Origin of the sequence: Pseudomonas sp. NY15374 (assembly GCF_048068255.1) — a bacterium.
In the GTDB taxonomy this organism is placed as follows: Bacteria; Pseudomonadota; Gammaproteobacteria; order Pseudomonadales; family Pseudomonadaceae; genus Aquipseudomonas; species Aquipseudomonas machongensis.
The window spans coordinates 191,688-206,839 of sequence record NZ_JBLUPZ010000006.1 but is presented as its reverse complement, the minus strand read 5'-3'; the positions used below and the strand labels follow the sequence as shown (position 1 = coordinate 206,839).

Genomic DNA, 15,152 nt, shown 5'->3' with positions numbered 1-15,152 from the left:
GCATGCTGGTAGACTGCGCGCATTCTTGATTCACACAGAGTTCTGCCAGCGTGGAAATTTTCAAAGAGTTCACCTTCGAGTCCGCTCACCGCCTGCCCCACGTCCCCGAAGGACACAAATGCGGTCGCCTGCACGGCCATTCGTTCAAGGTCGCCCTGCACCTGACTGGCCCGCTCGACCCGCACACCGGCTGGATCCGCGACTTCGCCGAGGTCAAGGCGATCTTCAAGCCGATCTACGATCGCCTCGACCACAACTACCTGAACGACATTCCCGGCCTGGAAAACCCGACCAGCGAAGTGATCGCCAAGTGGATCTGGGAACAGGTCAAGCCGCTACTGCCGGAACTATCGAAAGTGCGTATCCACGAGACCTGCACCAGTGGTTGCGAATACACCGGCGACTGACCACTCGGCCGTCAGGGCTGTGGGTTGGGATGAGGCGGAACGCCAGACTGACTGACAATCAGCGTAAAGCCGCCGCGCTTGCCGATCTGGTCATTGAGGTAGGCGATATTCTCCACCTGACGCCTGACGTGGCGTCCCTTCGGGCTGTAGAGCGTCAGGTTCGGCAACACATCGTTGTCACGCAATGCTGCGGGGTTCAGGCCCGGAATATGCCACAGGGGCGTTCGCTGTGCAGATGTAAGGGTGTATAGCGGAGTGGTCAACTGAATCGGTGGGTCAATAGGCAGCTCGAACGAAGCCCCGATAGGGTCGTTGATCTGGACCCTGGCCGGCTCGTCCACGTTCACGCCCGCTGGCGAGTCGGCGCTATAGAACCCCAGGTAGCCGTTGCGACTGGTGTCGAGCCAGTAGTCGAGCTCGGGCCAGGCATGCGCGTTGCGCCCTTCGTAGGCGGGACGGATCTCGTACACATAGCCGTCGGCATGGCGGTAGACACCGAACCAGAAGCAGTCACTCACATAGCGTTTGTGTGCGTCCTTGCCGAACAAGCCTTCGAGCAGAAACGACTGGATCATCTCCTCGCCGTAGTCCCAACTGGTGATCAACCAGCCATCGTCTCCATTCCAGTCATCGAACTCGACCCAGAACGGCCGGAACATGTCACTGTCCTCTTTCCATTGGCCGACGGTAACAGGGCGATCATGAAGCTGCCATTGGCAACGCGCGTTGAAACTCAGCAGGGGTTGAAACTCGAGACTGGACATACGGCGCTCCTTGAAGTGAGGGAGCGTCAACGCTAAATAGTGCGAGCGCGGCGCAGCAGCCTGAAGCCTTACCCCAGCGACTGCTGCAGGAAAGCAGGCGCGATGTAGCGCTGGTAATGGGCCTCGGAAAGCAGGAAGAACTCCCGGTCGATGGCATCGCGCAACTGAGGCAGCTCCCATTCGCGGAACTCCGGCAGCAGGGCCATGCCGTAGGCTTCCAGGTCACGGATCATGCGGGCACCGCGGGCGATCAACTGGTAGGCCCAGCAGTATTCGGACTGGTGTGCAAGAAAGCGGATCGAGCGCTGTTCGAGCTGCTCGCGCAAACGGTCTTTGTCGAACACTTCAAGCTTGGCCATCATCACCTGCACCAGCAACTGCTCCAGGCGCAGCCAGACGGCACGCTTCTGCTCCTCGTCATAACCGTTCCAATTGATCACTTCATGGTGAAAGCGCTTGCAGCCACGGCAGACGGTGTCTCCGTAGACAGTTGAGCAAAGGCCGACGCAAGGGGTCTTGATGGACTGGTTGGGCATGGAAAAACAACGGCTTGGCGGTGGAACACGGCGTCATGTTAGCCCTTTGTCTAACCGGGGTCACTCGTTAAAGTCATCGTCGGCAACTTACCTTCCGTGTTTTTTTGCCGTAGAATCATCCCGCCTTTTCAAGGCAACAATGTCCGTTGGAAGCTGTTTTCAAAGCGTCACGAGCACAGTTCATCCGGTAGAACGGTGTTGGCCCAGGCCATGCTCCCCGCATGGCCCGCGCCAACCCCTCATCAACGCTCCGTTCTACAGGCGTAAAACTTTGAAAGCAGCTTCTGTAAGGATTCTCTGCGACCCTGGCTGGACGGCTCAAAAAGCCGTGATCCGCGCATGGGTGCAGGGAATGCTGGATGAGCGTCCCGGACTCCCTTTAGGGACCACTGATGAGGGTAATAACTGTGCTTGAAGCCTACCGCAAACACATCGAAGAGCGTGCCGCCCTGGGTATCGTGCCCCAGCCGCTGAACGCCGAACAAACTGCAGGCCTGGTCGAGCTGCTGAAAAACCCGCCGGCCGGCGAAGAAGCCTTCCTCGTAGACCTGATCACCAATCGCGTTCCGCCAGGAGTCGACGAAGCTGCCTACGTCAAGGCCGCGTTCCTCTCCGCTGTCGCCAAGGGCGAAGCCAAGTCACCACTGATCGACCGCAAGCACGCCACCGAGCTGCTGGGCACCATGCAGGGTGGCTACAACATCGAGACGCTGGTCGCGCTGCTGGACGACGCCGAACTGGGCGCCGTCGCGGGCGAACAGCTCAAGCACACCCTGCTGATGTTCGACGCCTTCCACGACGTGGCCGAAAAAGCCAAGGCCGGCAACGTGCACGCCAAGGCCGTCCTGGAGTCCTGGGCTGCCGGCGAGTGGTTCACCTCGCGCCCAGCCATCGCCGACAAGTACACCCTGACCGTATTCAAGGTGCCAGGCGAAACCAACACCGATGACCTGTCCCCTGCCCCGGACGCCTGGTCGCGCCCTGACATCCCGCTGCACGCCCTGGCCATGCTGAAGATGGCCCGCGACGGCATCGAGCCTTCGCAGCCAGGTTCGGTCGGCCCACTGGCCCAGATCGAAGCAGTCAAGGCCAAGGGCTTCCCGGTTGCCTACGTCGGCGACGTGGTCGGTACCGGCTCCTCGCGTAAATCCGCCACCAACTCGGTGCTGTGGTTCTTCGGCGACGACATCCCGTACGTGCCGAACAAGCGCGCCGGTGGTTTCTGCTTCGGCACCAAGATCGCCCCGATCTTCTACAACACCATGGAAGACGCCGGCGCCCTGCCGATCGAATTCGACTGCACCAACCTGGCCATGGGCGATGTCATCGACGTCTACCCGTTCAAAGGTGAAGTCAAGCGTCACGACAGCGGCGAGCTGGTCACCACCTTCGAACTGAAAACCGAAGTGCTGCTGGACGAAGTCCGCGCTGGCGGCCGTATCCCGCTGATCGTCGGCCGTGGCCTGACCGAAAAAGCCCGTGCCGAACTGGGCCTGGGTGCTTCGGACCTGTTCAAGAAGCCAGAACAGCCTGCCGACACCGGCAAGGGCTTCACCCTGGCACAGAAGATGGTCGGTCGCGCCTGCGGCCTGCCGGAAGGCCAAGGCGTGCGCCCGGGTGCCTACTGCGAACCGAAGATGACCACCGTCGGTTCCCAGGACACCACCGGCCCGATGACCCGTGACGAGCTGAAGGACCTGGCATGCCTGGGCTTCTCCGCCGACCTGGTCATGCAGTCGTTCTGCCACACCGCCGCCTACCCGAAACCGATCGACGTCAACACCCACCACACCCTGCCGGATTTCATCCGCACCCGTGGCGGCGTGTCCCTGCGTCCAGGCGACGGCATCATCCACAGCTGGCTGAACCGCATGCTGCTGCCTGACACCGTCGGCACCGGTGGCGACTCGCACACCCGCTTCCCGATCGGCATCTCGTTCCCGGCCGGTTCCGGCCTGGTCGCCTTCGCCGCTGCCACCGGCGTCATGCCGCTGGACATGCCGGAGTCGGTGCTGGTGCGCTTCAAGGGCAAGCTGCAACCGGGCATCACCCTGCGTGACCTGGTCCACGCCATCCCTTACTACGCCATCCAGAAGGGCCTGCTGACCGTCGAGAAGAAAGGCAAGAAGAACGCCTTCTCCGGCCGCATCCTGGAAATCGAAGGCCTGGACGAGCTGACCGTCGAGCAGGCGTTCGAGCTGTCCGACGCCTCCGCCGAGCGCTCGGCTGCCGGTTGCACCATCAAGCTGCCGGAAAAGGCCATCGCCGAGTACCTGCAGTCGAACATCACCCTGCTGCGCTGGATGATCAGCGAAGGCTACGGCGACGCTCGCACCATGGAGCGCCGTGCACAGGCGATGGAAGCCTGGCTGGCCAACCCTGAGCTGCTGTCGGCCGACGCCGATGCTGAATACGCCGAGATCATCGAAATCGACCTGGCCGACGTCAAGGAGCCTGTGCTCTGCGCGCCGAACGACCCGGACGACGCCCGCCTGCTGTCGCAGGTACAAGGCGAGAAGATCGACGAAGTGTTCATCGGTTCGTGCATGACCAACATCGGTCACTTCCGCGCTGCCGGCAAGCTGCTGGACAAGGTCAAGGGCGGTATCCCGACCCGTCTGTGGCTGGCGCCGCCCACCAAGATGGACGCCCACCAGCTGACCGAGGAAGGCTACTACGGCATCTACGGCAAGGCTGGCGCGCGCATGGAAATGCCAGGCTGCTCGCTGTGCATGGGTAACCAGGCACGTGTGCAGACCGGTTCGACCGTGGTCTCCACCTCGACCCGTAACTTCCCGAACCGTCTGGGCGATGCCACCAACGTCTACCTGGCGTCGGCGGAGCTGGCTGCAGTCGCGTCGATCCTCGGCAAGCTGCCGACCGTCGAAGAGTACCTGCAGTACGCCAAGGATATCGACAGCATGGCTGCCGACGTCTACCGCTACCTGAGCTTCGATCAGATCGCCGAGTTCCGTGAAGCGGCGGCCAACGCCAAGATCCCGGTGGTTCAGGCGTAAGCTGAGCAGTCGGTTGTAAATGAAAAGCCCCGGTAGAAATACCGGGGCTTTTTCGTGGCTCGGGCGATTGTGGAGTGAATTGAAGCCCTACCGTTGAACCCAGGGTCAGAAGGCGTCGCCAGGCACCCTCACCCATCCTTCCATCAACACCCGCGCACTGCGGCTCATGATGGCCTTGGTCACCGTCCACTCACCCTCCGCCTTCCGCGCCTCGGCGCCCACCCGCAACGTCCCGGACGGGTGACCGAAACGCACAGCGCTACGCTCTCCTCCACCGGCCGCCAGGTTCACCAGAGTGCCGGGAATCGCCGCCGCCGTGCCAATGGCCACCGCCGCCGTCCCCATCATCGCGTGATGCAACTTGCCCATGGATAGCGCCCGCACCACCAGATCGATATCGCTCGCCGCCACAGCCTTGCCGCTGGAAGCGGTATACGACGTAGCAGGCGCGACGAAAGCGACCTTCGGCGTGTGCTGGCGGCCGGCGGCCTGGTCGATGTGTTCGATCAAGCCCATACGCACAGCGCCATGGGCGCGGATGGTCTCGAAACGCGCCAGCGCGGCGGCATCGCCATTGATCGCATCCTGAAGCTCGGTTCCGGTGTAACCGATGTCGGCGGCATTGACGAAGATGGTCGGGATACCCGCATTGATCAGGGTCGCCTTGAACGTGCCGACACCTGGCACCTCGAGGTCGTCAACCAGGTTGCCGGTAGGGAACATCGCCCCGCCGCCCTCGCCGTCTTCATCGGCTGCAGGGTCGAGGAACTCCAGTTGCACTTCGGCCGCCGGGAAGGTCACGCCATCGAGCTCGAAGTCGCCGGTTTCCTGCACCTCACCCTCGGTGATCGGTACATGAGCAATGATGGTCTTGCCGATATTGGCCTGCCAGATGCGCACGGTCGCCATGCCGTTGCGCGGGATGCGTGCCGGGTCCACCAGGCCACTGGCGATGGCGAACGAACCTACGGCCGCCGAGAGGTTGCCGCAGTTGCCACTCCAGTCGACGAACGCCTTGTCGATGGCGACCTGGCCGAACAGGTAGTCGACATCGTGATCGGCCTTGCTGCTTGGCGAAAGAATCACGGTCTTGCTGGTGCTGGAGGTCGCACCGCCCATGCCGTCGATCTGCTTGGCGTAGGGGTCGGGACTGCCGATCACCCGCAACAGCAAGGCATCGCGCGCAGGGCCTGGCACCTGGGCGCGCTCGGGAAGGTCTTGCAGGCGGAAGAACACGCCCTTGCTGGTGCCACCACGGATGTAGGTGGCGGGGATTTTCACTTGCGCTACAGATGCCATGAGCACTCATCCTTCAAGGCCCCACACCCCCCCTGTGGGAGCGGGCTTGCCCCGCGATGGCGTCAGAACAGACAGCGATATTGCTCCTGCTGACGCAATCGCGGGACTAGCCCGCTCCTACAGAGTAAAGGCAGGGTTCAGGTCATTAGGCCGTCGCTTCGAGGAAGTCCTGGGCAAAGCGCTGCAGCACCCCGCCCGCCTCGTAGATCGACACTTCTTCAGCGGTGTCCAGACGGCAGGTCACCGGCACTTCGACACGCTCGCCATCGCGGCGGGTCACCACCAGCGTCAGGGTTGCGCGCGGCGTGCGCGCACCGAGCACATCGTAGGTCTCGCTGCCGTCCAGGCCCAGGGTCACGCGCGTTGTGCCCGGCTGGAACTCCAGCGGCAACACACCCATGCCGATCAGGTTGGTGCGGTGGATGCGCTCGAAGCCTTCGGCGACGATCGCCTCGACGCCCGCCAGACGCACGCCCTTGGCCGCCCAGTCCCGCGACGAGCCCTGGCCGTAGTCAGCGCCGGCGACAATGATCAGCGGCTGCTTGCGCGCCATGTAGGTCTCGATCGCCTCCCACATGCGCGTCACCTTGCCTTCCGGCTCGATACGCGCCAGCGAGCCCTGCTTCACGCTGCCGTCTTCCTTGCGCACCATCTCGTTGAACAGCTTGGGGTTGGCGAAGGTCGCGCGCTGCGCGGTGAGGTGGTCGCCGCGGTGGGTGGCGTAGGAGTTGAAGTCCTCTTCCGGCAGGCCCATCTTCGCCAGGTACTCGCCCGCCGCGCTGTCGAGCATGATGGCGTTCGACGGCGACAGGTGGTCGGTGGTGATGTTGTCCGGCAGCACCGCCAGCGGACGCATGCCGCGCAGGGTGCGCTCACCGGCCAGGGCGCCTTCCCAGTAAGGGGGACGACGAATATAGGTGCTCATCGGGCGCCATTCGTACAACGGCGCAACCTTCGGCCCCGTCTCTTCCTCGATGGTGAACATCGGGATATACACTTGGCGGAACTGCTCGGGCTTGACCGAAGCACGCACCACGGCATCGATCTCTTCGTCGCTTGGCCAGATATCCTTCAGGCGGATTTCCTTGCCGTCGACCACGCCTAGTACATCCTTCTCGATATCGAAGCGGATGGTGCCGGCGATGGCATAGGCCACCACCAGCGGCGGCGACGCCAGGAACGCCTGCTTGGCGTAGGGATGGATGCGCCCGTCGAAGTTGCGGTTGCCCGAGAGCACTGCCGTGGCATAGAGATCACGGTCAATGATCTCCTGCTGGATCACCGGATCCAGTGCGCCAGACATGCCATTGCAGGTGGTGCAGGCGAAGGCGACGATACCGAAGCCCAACTGCTCGAGTTCCTGTTCCAGGCCGGCCTCTTTCAGATACAGCTGTACCGCCTTGGAGCCCGGCGCCAGCGAGGACTTGACCCAGGGTTTGCGCACCAGGCCGAGCCGGTTGGCGTTGCGCGCCAGCAGGCCGGCGGCGATGACGTTGCGCGGGTTGCTGGTGTTGGTGCAACTGGTGATGGCGGCGATGATCACCGCACCATCGGGCATCTGCCCCGGCACTTCCTCCCAAGCCCCGGCAATGCCCTTTGCCGCCAGGTCGCTGGTAGCCACGCGGGCGTGCGGGTTGGACGGGCCGGCCATGTTGCGCACCACACTCGACAGGTCGAAGGTCAGCGTGCGCTCGTATTCGGCCTTGGCCAGGCTGTCGGCCCACAGGCCGGCGACCTTGGCGTAGGTCTCGACCAGTTGCACCTGCCGGTCGTCACGACCGGTCAGGCGCAGGTAGTCGATGGTCTGCTGGTCGATGGCGAACATCGCCGCAGTGGCGCCGTATTCAGGTGCCATGTTGGAAATGGTGGCACGGTCGCCCAGGGTCAGCGCCCGGGCACCCTCGCCATGGAATTCGAGGTAGGCACCAACCACTTTCTGCTTGCGCAGGAACTCGGTCAGAGCCAGTACCAGGTCGGTAGCGGTGATGTTCGGTGCCAGTCGACCGGTCAGCTCGACGCCGACGATTTCCGGCAGGCGCATCCACGAAGCGCGACCGAGCATGACGTTCTCGGCCTCAAGGCCACCCACGCCGATGGCGATCACGCCCAGGGCGTCCACATGCGGCGTGTGACTGTCGGTGCCGACGCAAGTGTCCGGGTAGGCCACGCCGCGATCGCTGTGGATCACTGGCGACATCTTCTCCAGGTTGATCTGGTGCATGATGCCGTTGCCCGGCTGGATCACGTCGACGTTCTTGAACGCCTGCTTGGTCCAGTTGATGAAGTGGAAACGGTCTTCGTTGCGACGGTCTTCGATGGCGCGGTTCTTCTCGAATGCTTGCGGATCGAAACCGCCGCACTCCACGGCCAGCGAGTGGTCGACGATCAATTGCACCGGCACCACTGGATTGACCTGCGCTGGATCGCCACCCTTGTCGGCGATGGCATCGCGCAGGCCCGCCAGGTCGACCAGGGCGGTCTGGCCGAGAATGTCGTGGCACACCACGCGCGCCGGGAACCAAGGGAAGTCGAGGTCGCGCTTGCGCTCGATCAATTGTCCGAGCGAGGCGTCCAGGGTGGCCGGATCGCAGCGGCGTACCAGGTTTTCGGCGAGCACGCGGGAGGTATAGGGAAGGCCGTCGTAGGCGCCGGGCTTGATCGCCTCGACCGCCGCGCGGGTGTCGAAGTAGTCCAGGGCGGTGCCTGGCAGGTTCTTGCGGTATGCGGTGTTCATCATGGAATCAGGCTCGTTCACAGGATTCGGAAGGTTTCACCGCCCCTGTGGGAGCGGGCTTGCCCGCGAATGCGTCAGCAGGTGCGCAGCGGTTGCCCGAACGGACGCATTCGCGGGCAAGCCCGCTCCCACAGGGAAACGGGTTGCCTCTCTATATCTACTCAGCGCTTGTCGATCGGCACGAACTGGCGCTGCTCGACGCCGGTGTACTCGGCGCTCGGACGAATGATGCGGTTGTTGGCGCGCTGCTCGAACACGTGCGCCGCCCAGCCGGTCAGGCGCGAGCAGACGAAGATCGGGGTGAACAGCTTGGTCGGGATGCCCATGAAGTGGTACGCCGAGGCATGGTAGAAATCGGCGTTGGGGAACAATCGCTTCTGCTCCCACATGGTCTTGTCGATGGCCTCGGATACCGGGTACAGGACCTTGTCGCCCACCTCGTCGGCCAACTGCTTCGACCAGCCCTTGATCACCTCGTTGCGCGGGTCGGACTCTTTGTAGATGGCGTGGCCGAAGCCCATGATCTTGTCCTTGCGCTCGAGCATGCGCAGCAGCTCGGCGGTCGCCTCCTGCGGACTCTGGAAGCGCTCGATCAGCTCCATCGCCGCCTCGTTGGCACCACCGTGCAACGGGCCGCGCAGCGAGCCGATGGCGGCCGTGACGCAGGAGTACAGGTCCGACAGGGTCGAGGCACAGACCCGCGCAGTGAAGGTCGAGGCGTTGAATTCGTGCTCGGCGTAAAGGATCAGCGAGACGTTCATCACCTTCACGTGCAGCTCGCTCGGCTTCTTGCCGTGCAGCAGGTGCAGGAAGTGGCCACCGAGGGTGTCCTCGTCGCTGCTGCAGTCGATGCGCACGCCGTGGTGGGTGAAGCGGTACCAGTAGCACATCACCGCCGGGAACAGTGCCAGCAGGCGATCGGTCTTGTCGCGCTGGGCCTCGAAGGTCAGCTCCGGCTCCAGGGTGCCGAGCACCGAGCAGCCTGTGCGCATCACGTCCATCGGATGGGCGTCGCGCGGGATGCGCTCGAGCACTTCCTTGAGCGCTTGCGGCAGGTCGCGCAGGCCCTTGAGCTTGTGTTTGTAGTCATCCAGCTCGGCCTTGCTCGGCAGCTCACCATAGAGCAGCAGGTAGGCGACTTCCTCGAACTCGGCGCCAGCGGCCAGGTCGCGCACGTCGTAGCCACGATAGGTCAGGCCGGCACCGGCCTGGCCCACGGTCGACAGCGCGGTCTGCCCGGCCACCTGGCCACGCAGGCCGGCACCACTGAGTACTTTTGCTTCGGCCATGGTGTTTCTCCTTTCTTGAATTTGTTATGAAGTCTTTCTGGCTAATCTGCAGCGATCGCACCGGCCCCATCGCGGGACAAGCCCGCTCCCACAGAGGAGTGCCTGACCCTTGTGGGAGCGGGCTTGCCCCGCGATGGGGCCGATACCGCCGGCATGGCTTACCCTTTCTTCTGCGCAAACAGCGCATCGAGGCTCTGCTCGAACGCGTGATAACCAATGGCATCGTAGAGCTCCATGCGGGTCTGCATGGTGTCGATCACATTCTTCTGCGTACCGTCGCGGCGCAGGGCGGCGTAGACGTTCTCGGCAGCCTTGTTCATGGCGCGAAACGCCGACAGTGGGTACAGCACCAGCGATACATCGACCGACGCCAGCTCGTCGGTGGTGTACAGCGGCGTGGCACCGAACTCGGTGATATTGGCCAGGATCGGCGCCTTCACCCGGTCGGCGAAGGTCTTGTACATCTGCAGCTCGGTGATGGCTTCGGGGAAGATCATGTCGGCGCCGGCCTCGATGCACGCCTCGGCACGGTCCAATGCCGCATTCAAGCCTTCCACCGCCAGGGCGTCGGTACGTGCCATGATCACGAAGCTGTCGTCAGTGCGCGCATCCACCGCTGCCTTGATCCGGTCGACCATCTCCTGCTGCGAGACGATCTCCTTGTTCGGCCGATGACCACAGCGCTTGGCGCCGACCTGGTCCTCGATGTGAATGGCCGCGGCGCCGAACTTGCACATCGAGCGCACCGTGCGGGCGACGTTGAACGCCGAGGCACCAAAGCCGGTGTCGACATCCACCAGCAGCGGCAGGTCGCACACATCGGTGATCCGGCGAACATCGGTCAGCACGTCGTCCAGCCCGCTGATGCCCAGGTCCGGCAGCCCCAAGGAGCCGGCAGCGACCCCGCCACCGGACAGGTAGATGGCCTTGAACCCGGCGCGCTTGGCCAGCAGCGCATGGTTGGCGTTGATGGCTCCGACTACCTGCAGCGGATGCTCGGCGGCTACGGCGTCGCGAAAACGCTGACCGGGGGTGCTCTTCACAGTCATGACTCACCTCGTGGGCTGTTGTTGTGGGCGTCCTGGTAGTGACGCTCGATATTGCGCTTGGACGCACCGATATGGCGGCGCATCAGGAGTTCGGCCAGCTCGCCGTCACGGTCGGCGATGGCATCGAGTATGCGGTGGTGTTCGGCGAAAGCCTGGCGCGGACGGTTGGGGGTGGCCGAGAACTGGATGCGGTACATGCGCACCAGCTGGTACAGCTCGCCGCACAGCATCTTGACCAGGGTCTGGTTGCCGCTGCCCTGGATGATCCGATAGTGGAAGTCGAAATCGCCTTCCTGTTGGTAGTAGCCAAGCCCGGCCTGGAATGCCGCATCGCGCTCGTGGGTATCGAGCACCTGGCGCAGTTCGTCGATCTGGGCCACGCTCATGCGTTCAGCGGCGAGCCTGCAGGCCATGCCTTCGAGCGATTCGCGGATTTCGTACAGCTCGATCAGCTCAGCATGGTTGAGCGATACCACCCGTGCACCGACATGCGGCACACGCACCAGCAGGCGCTGGCCCTCCAGTCGATGAATGGCCTCGCGCAGCGGACCGCGGCTGATGCCGTAGGTGCGGGCCAGCTCCGGCTCGGAAATCTTGCTGCCCGGGGCGATATCCCCCTTCACGATGGCCGCCTGGATGCGCCGAAAGACATTCTCTGAAAGCGTTTCGGAATCATCTGCAACCGGTGCGAGGGCCTGGGGGGCTTCCAGCATGATTGTCGACACCTTGTAAGTTGATAGCGCCAAAACTAGCCAAATAAAGGTGCGTAGTCAAAGACAAAAACAACATTGTCGACAATTGTCTAATAACGAACTTACCCCACGCTGCCGCGGTCAGATCGCAGCGCGCTGGCGTCAAGACGTCGGCGTGATAGAATGCCGCGCTTCCCAAGGATTACGGATAGTGTGCCTGTCATCATTTCATGCTGTTGACAGATGAACGAGGCGCTTGCGCCCTGCCCCGAACACAGACAGCACCGCGCCAGGACTATGAGACCCACGTTTTATTCACTGTTGTTCAGCCTCGCCTTGCTGCCGGCGCTTGGCCATGCGGCCGAAAAGACCGTGTACGGCCTGAACGAGTACGCCCGCCTGGGCGATCTTGACCTTGAAGTGGCCGCCAAGCTCGACACCGGCGCCAAGACCGCCTCGCTCAGCGCGCGCGACATCAAGCGCTTCAAGCGCGACGGCGAAAGCTGGGTGCGTTTCTACCTGGCCATCGACGCCGCCCACAAGCACCCCATCGAACGCCCACTGGCCCGCGTGAGCAAGATCAAGCGGCGCGCCGGTGACTACAATCCGGACGAAGGCAAGGCCTACACCGCCCGCCCGGTGATCGAACTGAACATCTGCATGGGCCAGGCCCTGCGCACCATCGAAGTCAATCTTACCGACCGCAGCGCCTTCCAGTTCCCGCTGCTGATCGGCTCCGAGGCACTCAAGCACTTCGACGCGCTGGTCGACCCCAGCCTCAAATACGCGGCCGGCAAACCTGCCTGTGCCACCGAAGCTCCCAAAGTAGAGTAATTCCGATGCGCTCTCTTACCCTGCACCTGAAAGTCCTGATCACCGTCCTGGTGCTGCTGGGCGTGACGGTCACCTGCTACCAGATCTTCATCCTGGGCATTCCGGTAACCGAAGACGAGACCGACGACCTGTGGAACATCGACGCCAAGGTCGAGTTCGTTGCCAGTCCCAAGGACCCGGTAAAGATCCAGATGTTCGTGCCGCCGCTGAACCGCGACTACGTGAGCCTCAACGAGAGCTTCATCTCCAACAACTACGGGGTCAGCGTCAATCGCACCGATGGCAATCGCAAGGTCACCTGGTCGGCTCGCCGCGCCAGCGGCAATCAGACCCTCTACTACCGCCTGGTCCTGACCAAGCGCTACAGCACCGAAAAAGCCAAGATCAAGGGCCCGACCTTCCGTGACAGCCTGGCGGTCGAAGGCCCCGAGAAGATTGCCGCCGAAGCGCTGATGGCACCGATCCGCCAGCACTCTGCCGACGTCGAGACCTTCGTCAGCGAGACCATCAAGCGCGTCAACAACCCCAACGATGACAACGCCAAGCTGCTGCTGGCCGGCGACAACTCCCCCATGAAGAAAGCCCAGGTCATCGACCTGCTGCTGTCGATCGCCCACGTGCCGATGGAAAAGGTCCACACCATCCGCCTGGTTGCCGACACCCCGCAAAGCCCTGAACTGTGGCTGCGCAGCTTCAACGGCAACGCCTGGCTGTACTTCAACCCGGAAACCGGCGAGCAGGGCCTGCCCAATGACCGCCTGCTGTGGTGGACCGGCGATGAAAACCTGATCACCGTCGATGGCGGCAAGAAGGCCACCGTCACCTTCAGCATGAACAACAGCGAGATGAACGCCATCCGCCTGGCCAAGCTGACCGACGAGAACACCGACGCCGACTTCCTCGAGTACTCCCTGTACGGCCTGCCGCTGCAAACCCAGCAGACCTTCATGATCATGGTGATGATCCCGATCGGCGTGCTGGTCATCCTCGTACTGCGCAACCTGATCGGCATACAGACCCTCGGCACCTTCACCCCGGTGCTGATTGCCCTGGCCTTCCGCGAAACGCAGCTAGGCTTCGGCATCGTGCTGTTCACGGTGATCACCGCCCTGGGACTTTCGTTGCGCTCCTATCTTGAACACCTGAAGCTGCAGATGCTGCCGCGCCTGTCGGTGGTGCTGACCTTCGTCGTGGTGCTGATCGCCGCGATCAGCCTGTTCAGCCACAAGCTGGGCCTGGAACGCGGGCTGTCGGTGGCACTGTTCCCGATGGTGATCCTGACCATGACCATCGAGCGCCTGTCGATCACCTGGGAAGAACGTGGCGGCGGCCATGCAATGAAAGTCGCCGTCGGCACCCTGTTCGCAGCCTCCTTGGCGCACCTGCTGATGACCGTGCCGGAAGCCGTGTACTTCGTCTTCACCTTCCCGGCCGTGCTGCTGATCCTGGTGGGCTTCATGCTGGCGATGGGTCGCTACCGCGGCTACCGCCTGACCGAGCTCGTTCGCTTCAAGGCATTCCTGAAGAAGGCTGACGCCTGATGTTCGGACTGATCAAGACGTGGAAAGCCCTGGAGGCCCGGGGCATCATGGGTATCAACCGGCGCAACGCGGACTATGTCCTGAAGTACAACAAGCGCCACCTGTACCCGATCGTCGACGACAAGATCATCACCAAGGAGCGCGCACTGGCGGCCGGCATCCATGTGCCGGAGATGTACGGCATCATCGAAACCGAAAAAGAGATCGAGAAGCTCGACGAGATCATCGGCGGGCGCAGCGACTTCGTCATCAAGCCGGCGCAGGGCGCTGGCGGCGATGGCATCCTGGTGGTCGCCGACCGCTTCGAGGACCGTTACCGCACGGTCTCGGGCAAGATCATCAGCCATGAGGAAATCGAGCACCAGATCTCGAGCATCCTCACCGGGCTGTATTCGCTGGGTGGGCACCGTGACCGCGCCCTGATCGAGTACCGCGTCACCCCGGACCAGATCTTCAAGAGCATCAGCTACGAAGGTGTACCCGACATTCGCATCATCGTGCTGATGGGCTACCCGGTGATGGCCATGCTGCGCCTGCCGACCCGCCAGTCCGGCGGCAAGGCCAACCTGCACCAGGGCGCGATCGGGGTCGGCGTGGACCTCGCCACCGGCGTCACCCTGCGCGGCACCTGGCTGAACCGGATCATCAGCAAACACCCGGACACCACCAACGCAGTGGATGGCGTGCAGTTGCCGAACTGGGACGGTTTCATGAAGCTGGCTGCCAGCTGCTACGAGCTGTGCGGGCTGGGCTACATCGGCGTGGACATGGTGCTGGACCAGGACAAGGGCCCGCTGATCCTGGAGCTCAACGCCCGCCCCGGGCTGAACATCCAGATCGCCAACGACTGCGGCCTGACCCAGCGTACCCACGCCGTCGAGGCGCATATCGAGGCGCTGGCCAAGGACGGTATCAGCGAAGATGCCGAGACCCGCGTGCGAGTGGCTCAGGGGCTGTTCGGGCATGTCGTCCAGCAGTGATGCCAGCACA

Annotated in this window: 12 protein-coding genes; 5 read left to right on the top strand and 7 right to left on the bottom strand. The window is 63.1% G+C overall.

Going from position 1 to position 15,152, the window contains the following annotated elements; translation table 11 throughout:
* The first annotated feature begins 50 nt into the window (after nt 1–50).
* Entirely contained in the window at nt 51–407 is a 357-nt protein-coding gene (gene queD, locus ACNFHO_RS15000) for a 6-carboxytetrahydropterin synthase QueD (protein ID WP_028634508.1), read from the top strand.
* 11 nt (nt 408–418) lie between these two features.
* Here queD and ACNFHO_RS14995 read toward each other — a convergent pair whose 3' ends face one another.
* The gene (locus ACNFHO_RS14995; protein ID WP_416766748.1) at nt 419–1,171 is read right to left on the bottom strand and encodes a hypothetical protein; all 753 of its coding nucleotides are present in this window, start codon (nt 1,169–1,171) and stop codon (nt 419–421) included.
* A 68-nt stretch (nt 1,172–1,239) separates the two neighbouring features.
* The gene (locus ACNFHO_RS14990; protein ID WP_416766747.1) at nt 1,240–1,707 is read right to left on the bottom strand and encodes a DUF1289 domain-containing protein; all 468 of its coding nucleotides are present in this window, start codon (nt 1,705–1,707) and stop codon (nt 1,240–1,242) included.
* Nucleotides 1,708–2,114: 407 nt separating this feature from the next.
* Between ACNFHO_RS14990 and acnB the strand changes: the two genes are divergently transcribed.
* Entirely contained in the window at nt 2,115–4,724 is a 2,610-nt protein-coding gene (gene acnB, locus ACNFHO_RS14985; RefSeq protein ID WP_063544151.1) for a bifunctional aconitate hydratase 2/2-methylisocitrate dehydratase, read from the top strand.
* Nucleotides 4,725–4,829: 105 nt separating this feature from the next.
* Here the strand turns inward: acnB and prpF are convergent, their stop codons facing one another.
* The 5 genes from prpF to ACNFHO_RS14960 form a co-directional block, all read right to left on the bottom strand.
* The gene (gene prpF, locus ACNFHO_RS14980; RefSeq protein WP_054895455.1) at nt 4,830–6,023 is read right to left on the bottom strand and encodes a 2-methylaconitate cis-trans isomerase PrpF; all 1,194 of its coding nucleotides are present in this window, start codon (nt 6,021–6,023) and stop codon (nt 4,830–4,832) included.
* Between the two features lie 145 nt (nt 6,024–6,168).
* Nucleotides 6,169–8,757: a Fe/S-dependent 2-methylisocitrate dehydratase AcnD gene (gene acnD / locus ACNFHO_RS14975; RefSeq protein ID WP_416766798.1), complete on the bottom strand. Its 2,589-nt coding sequence runs from the start codon at nt 8,755–8,757 to the stop codon at nt 6,169–6,171.
* A gap of 161 nt (nt 8,758–8,918) precedes the next feature.
* Nucleotides 8,919–10,046 carry a bifunctional 2-methylcitrate synthase/citrate synthase gene (gene prpC, locus ACNFHO_RS14970; protein ID WP_054895454.1) on the bottom strand — a complete coding sequence of 376 codons (1,128 nt, stop codon included), beginning with the start codon at nt 10,044–10,046 and terminating at the stop codon, nt 8,919–8,921.
* Nucleotides 10,047–10,204: 158 nt separating this feature from the next.
* Nucleotides 10,205–11,095: a methylisocitrate lyase gene (gene prpB, locus ACNFHO_RS14965; protein WP_054895453.1), complete on the bottom strand. Its 891-nt coding sequence runs from the start codon at nt 11,093–11,095 to the stop codon at nt 10,205–10,207.
* Nucleotides 11,092–11,808, bottom strand: a complete 717-nt coding sequence (locus tag ACNFHO_RS14960) for a GntR family transcriptional regulator (protein ID WP_054895452.1) — start codon at nt 11,806–11,808, stop codon at nt 11,092–11,094. The genes prpB and ACNFHO_RS14960 overlap by 4 nt, the downstream gene beginning before the upstream one ends.
* A gap of 276 nt (nt 11,809–12,084) precedes the next feature.
* On the opposite strand from ACNFHO_RS14960, the gene ACNFHO_RS14955 reads away from it, so the two are divergent.
* The 3 genes from ACNFHO_RS14955 to ACNFHO_RS14945 are packed head-to-tail and all read left to right on the top strand — an operon-like array spanning nt 12,085 to nt 15,142.
* Nucleotides 12,085–12,621, top strand: coding sequence for an ATP-dependent zinc protease (locus ACNFHO_RS14955; RefSeq protein ID WP_054895451.1), 537 nt, complete (start codon nt 12,085–12,087; stop codon nt 12,619–12,621).
* Nucleotides 12,622–12,626: 5 nt separating this feature from the next.
* Nucleotides 12,627–14,162: an inactive transglutaminase family protein gene (locus tag ACNFHO_RS14950; protein WP_063544143.1), complete on the top strand. Its 1,536-nt coding sequence runs from the start codon at nt 12,627–12,629 to the stop codon at nt 14,160–14,162.
* Nucleotides 14,162–15,142, top strand: coding sequence for an alpha-L-glutamate ligase-like protein (locus tag ACNFHO_RS14945; RefSeq protein ID WP_054895449.1), 981 nt, complete (start codon nt 14,162–14,164; stop codon nt 15,140–15,142). Before ACNFHO_RS14950 ends, ACNFHO_RS14945 begins: the two co-directional genes overlap by 1 nt.
* Nucleotides 15,143–15,152 lie beyond the last annotated feature (10 nt).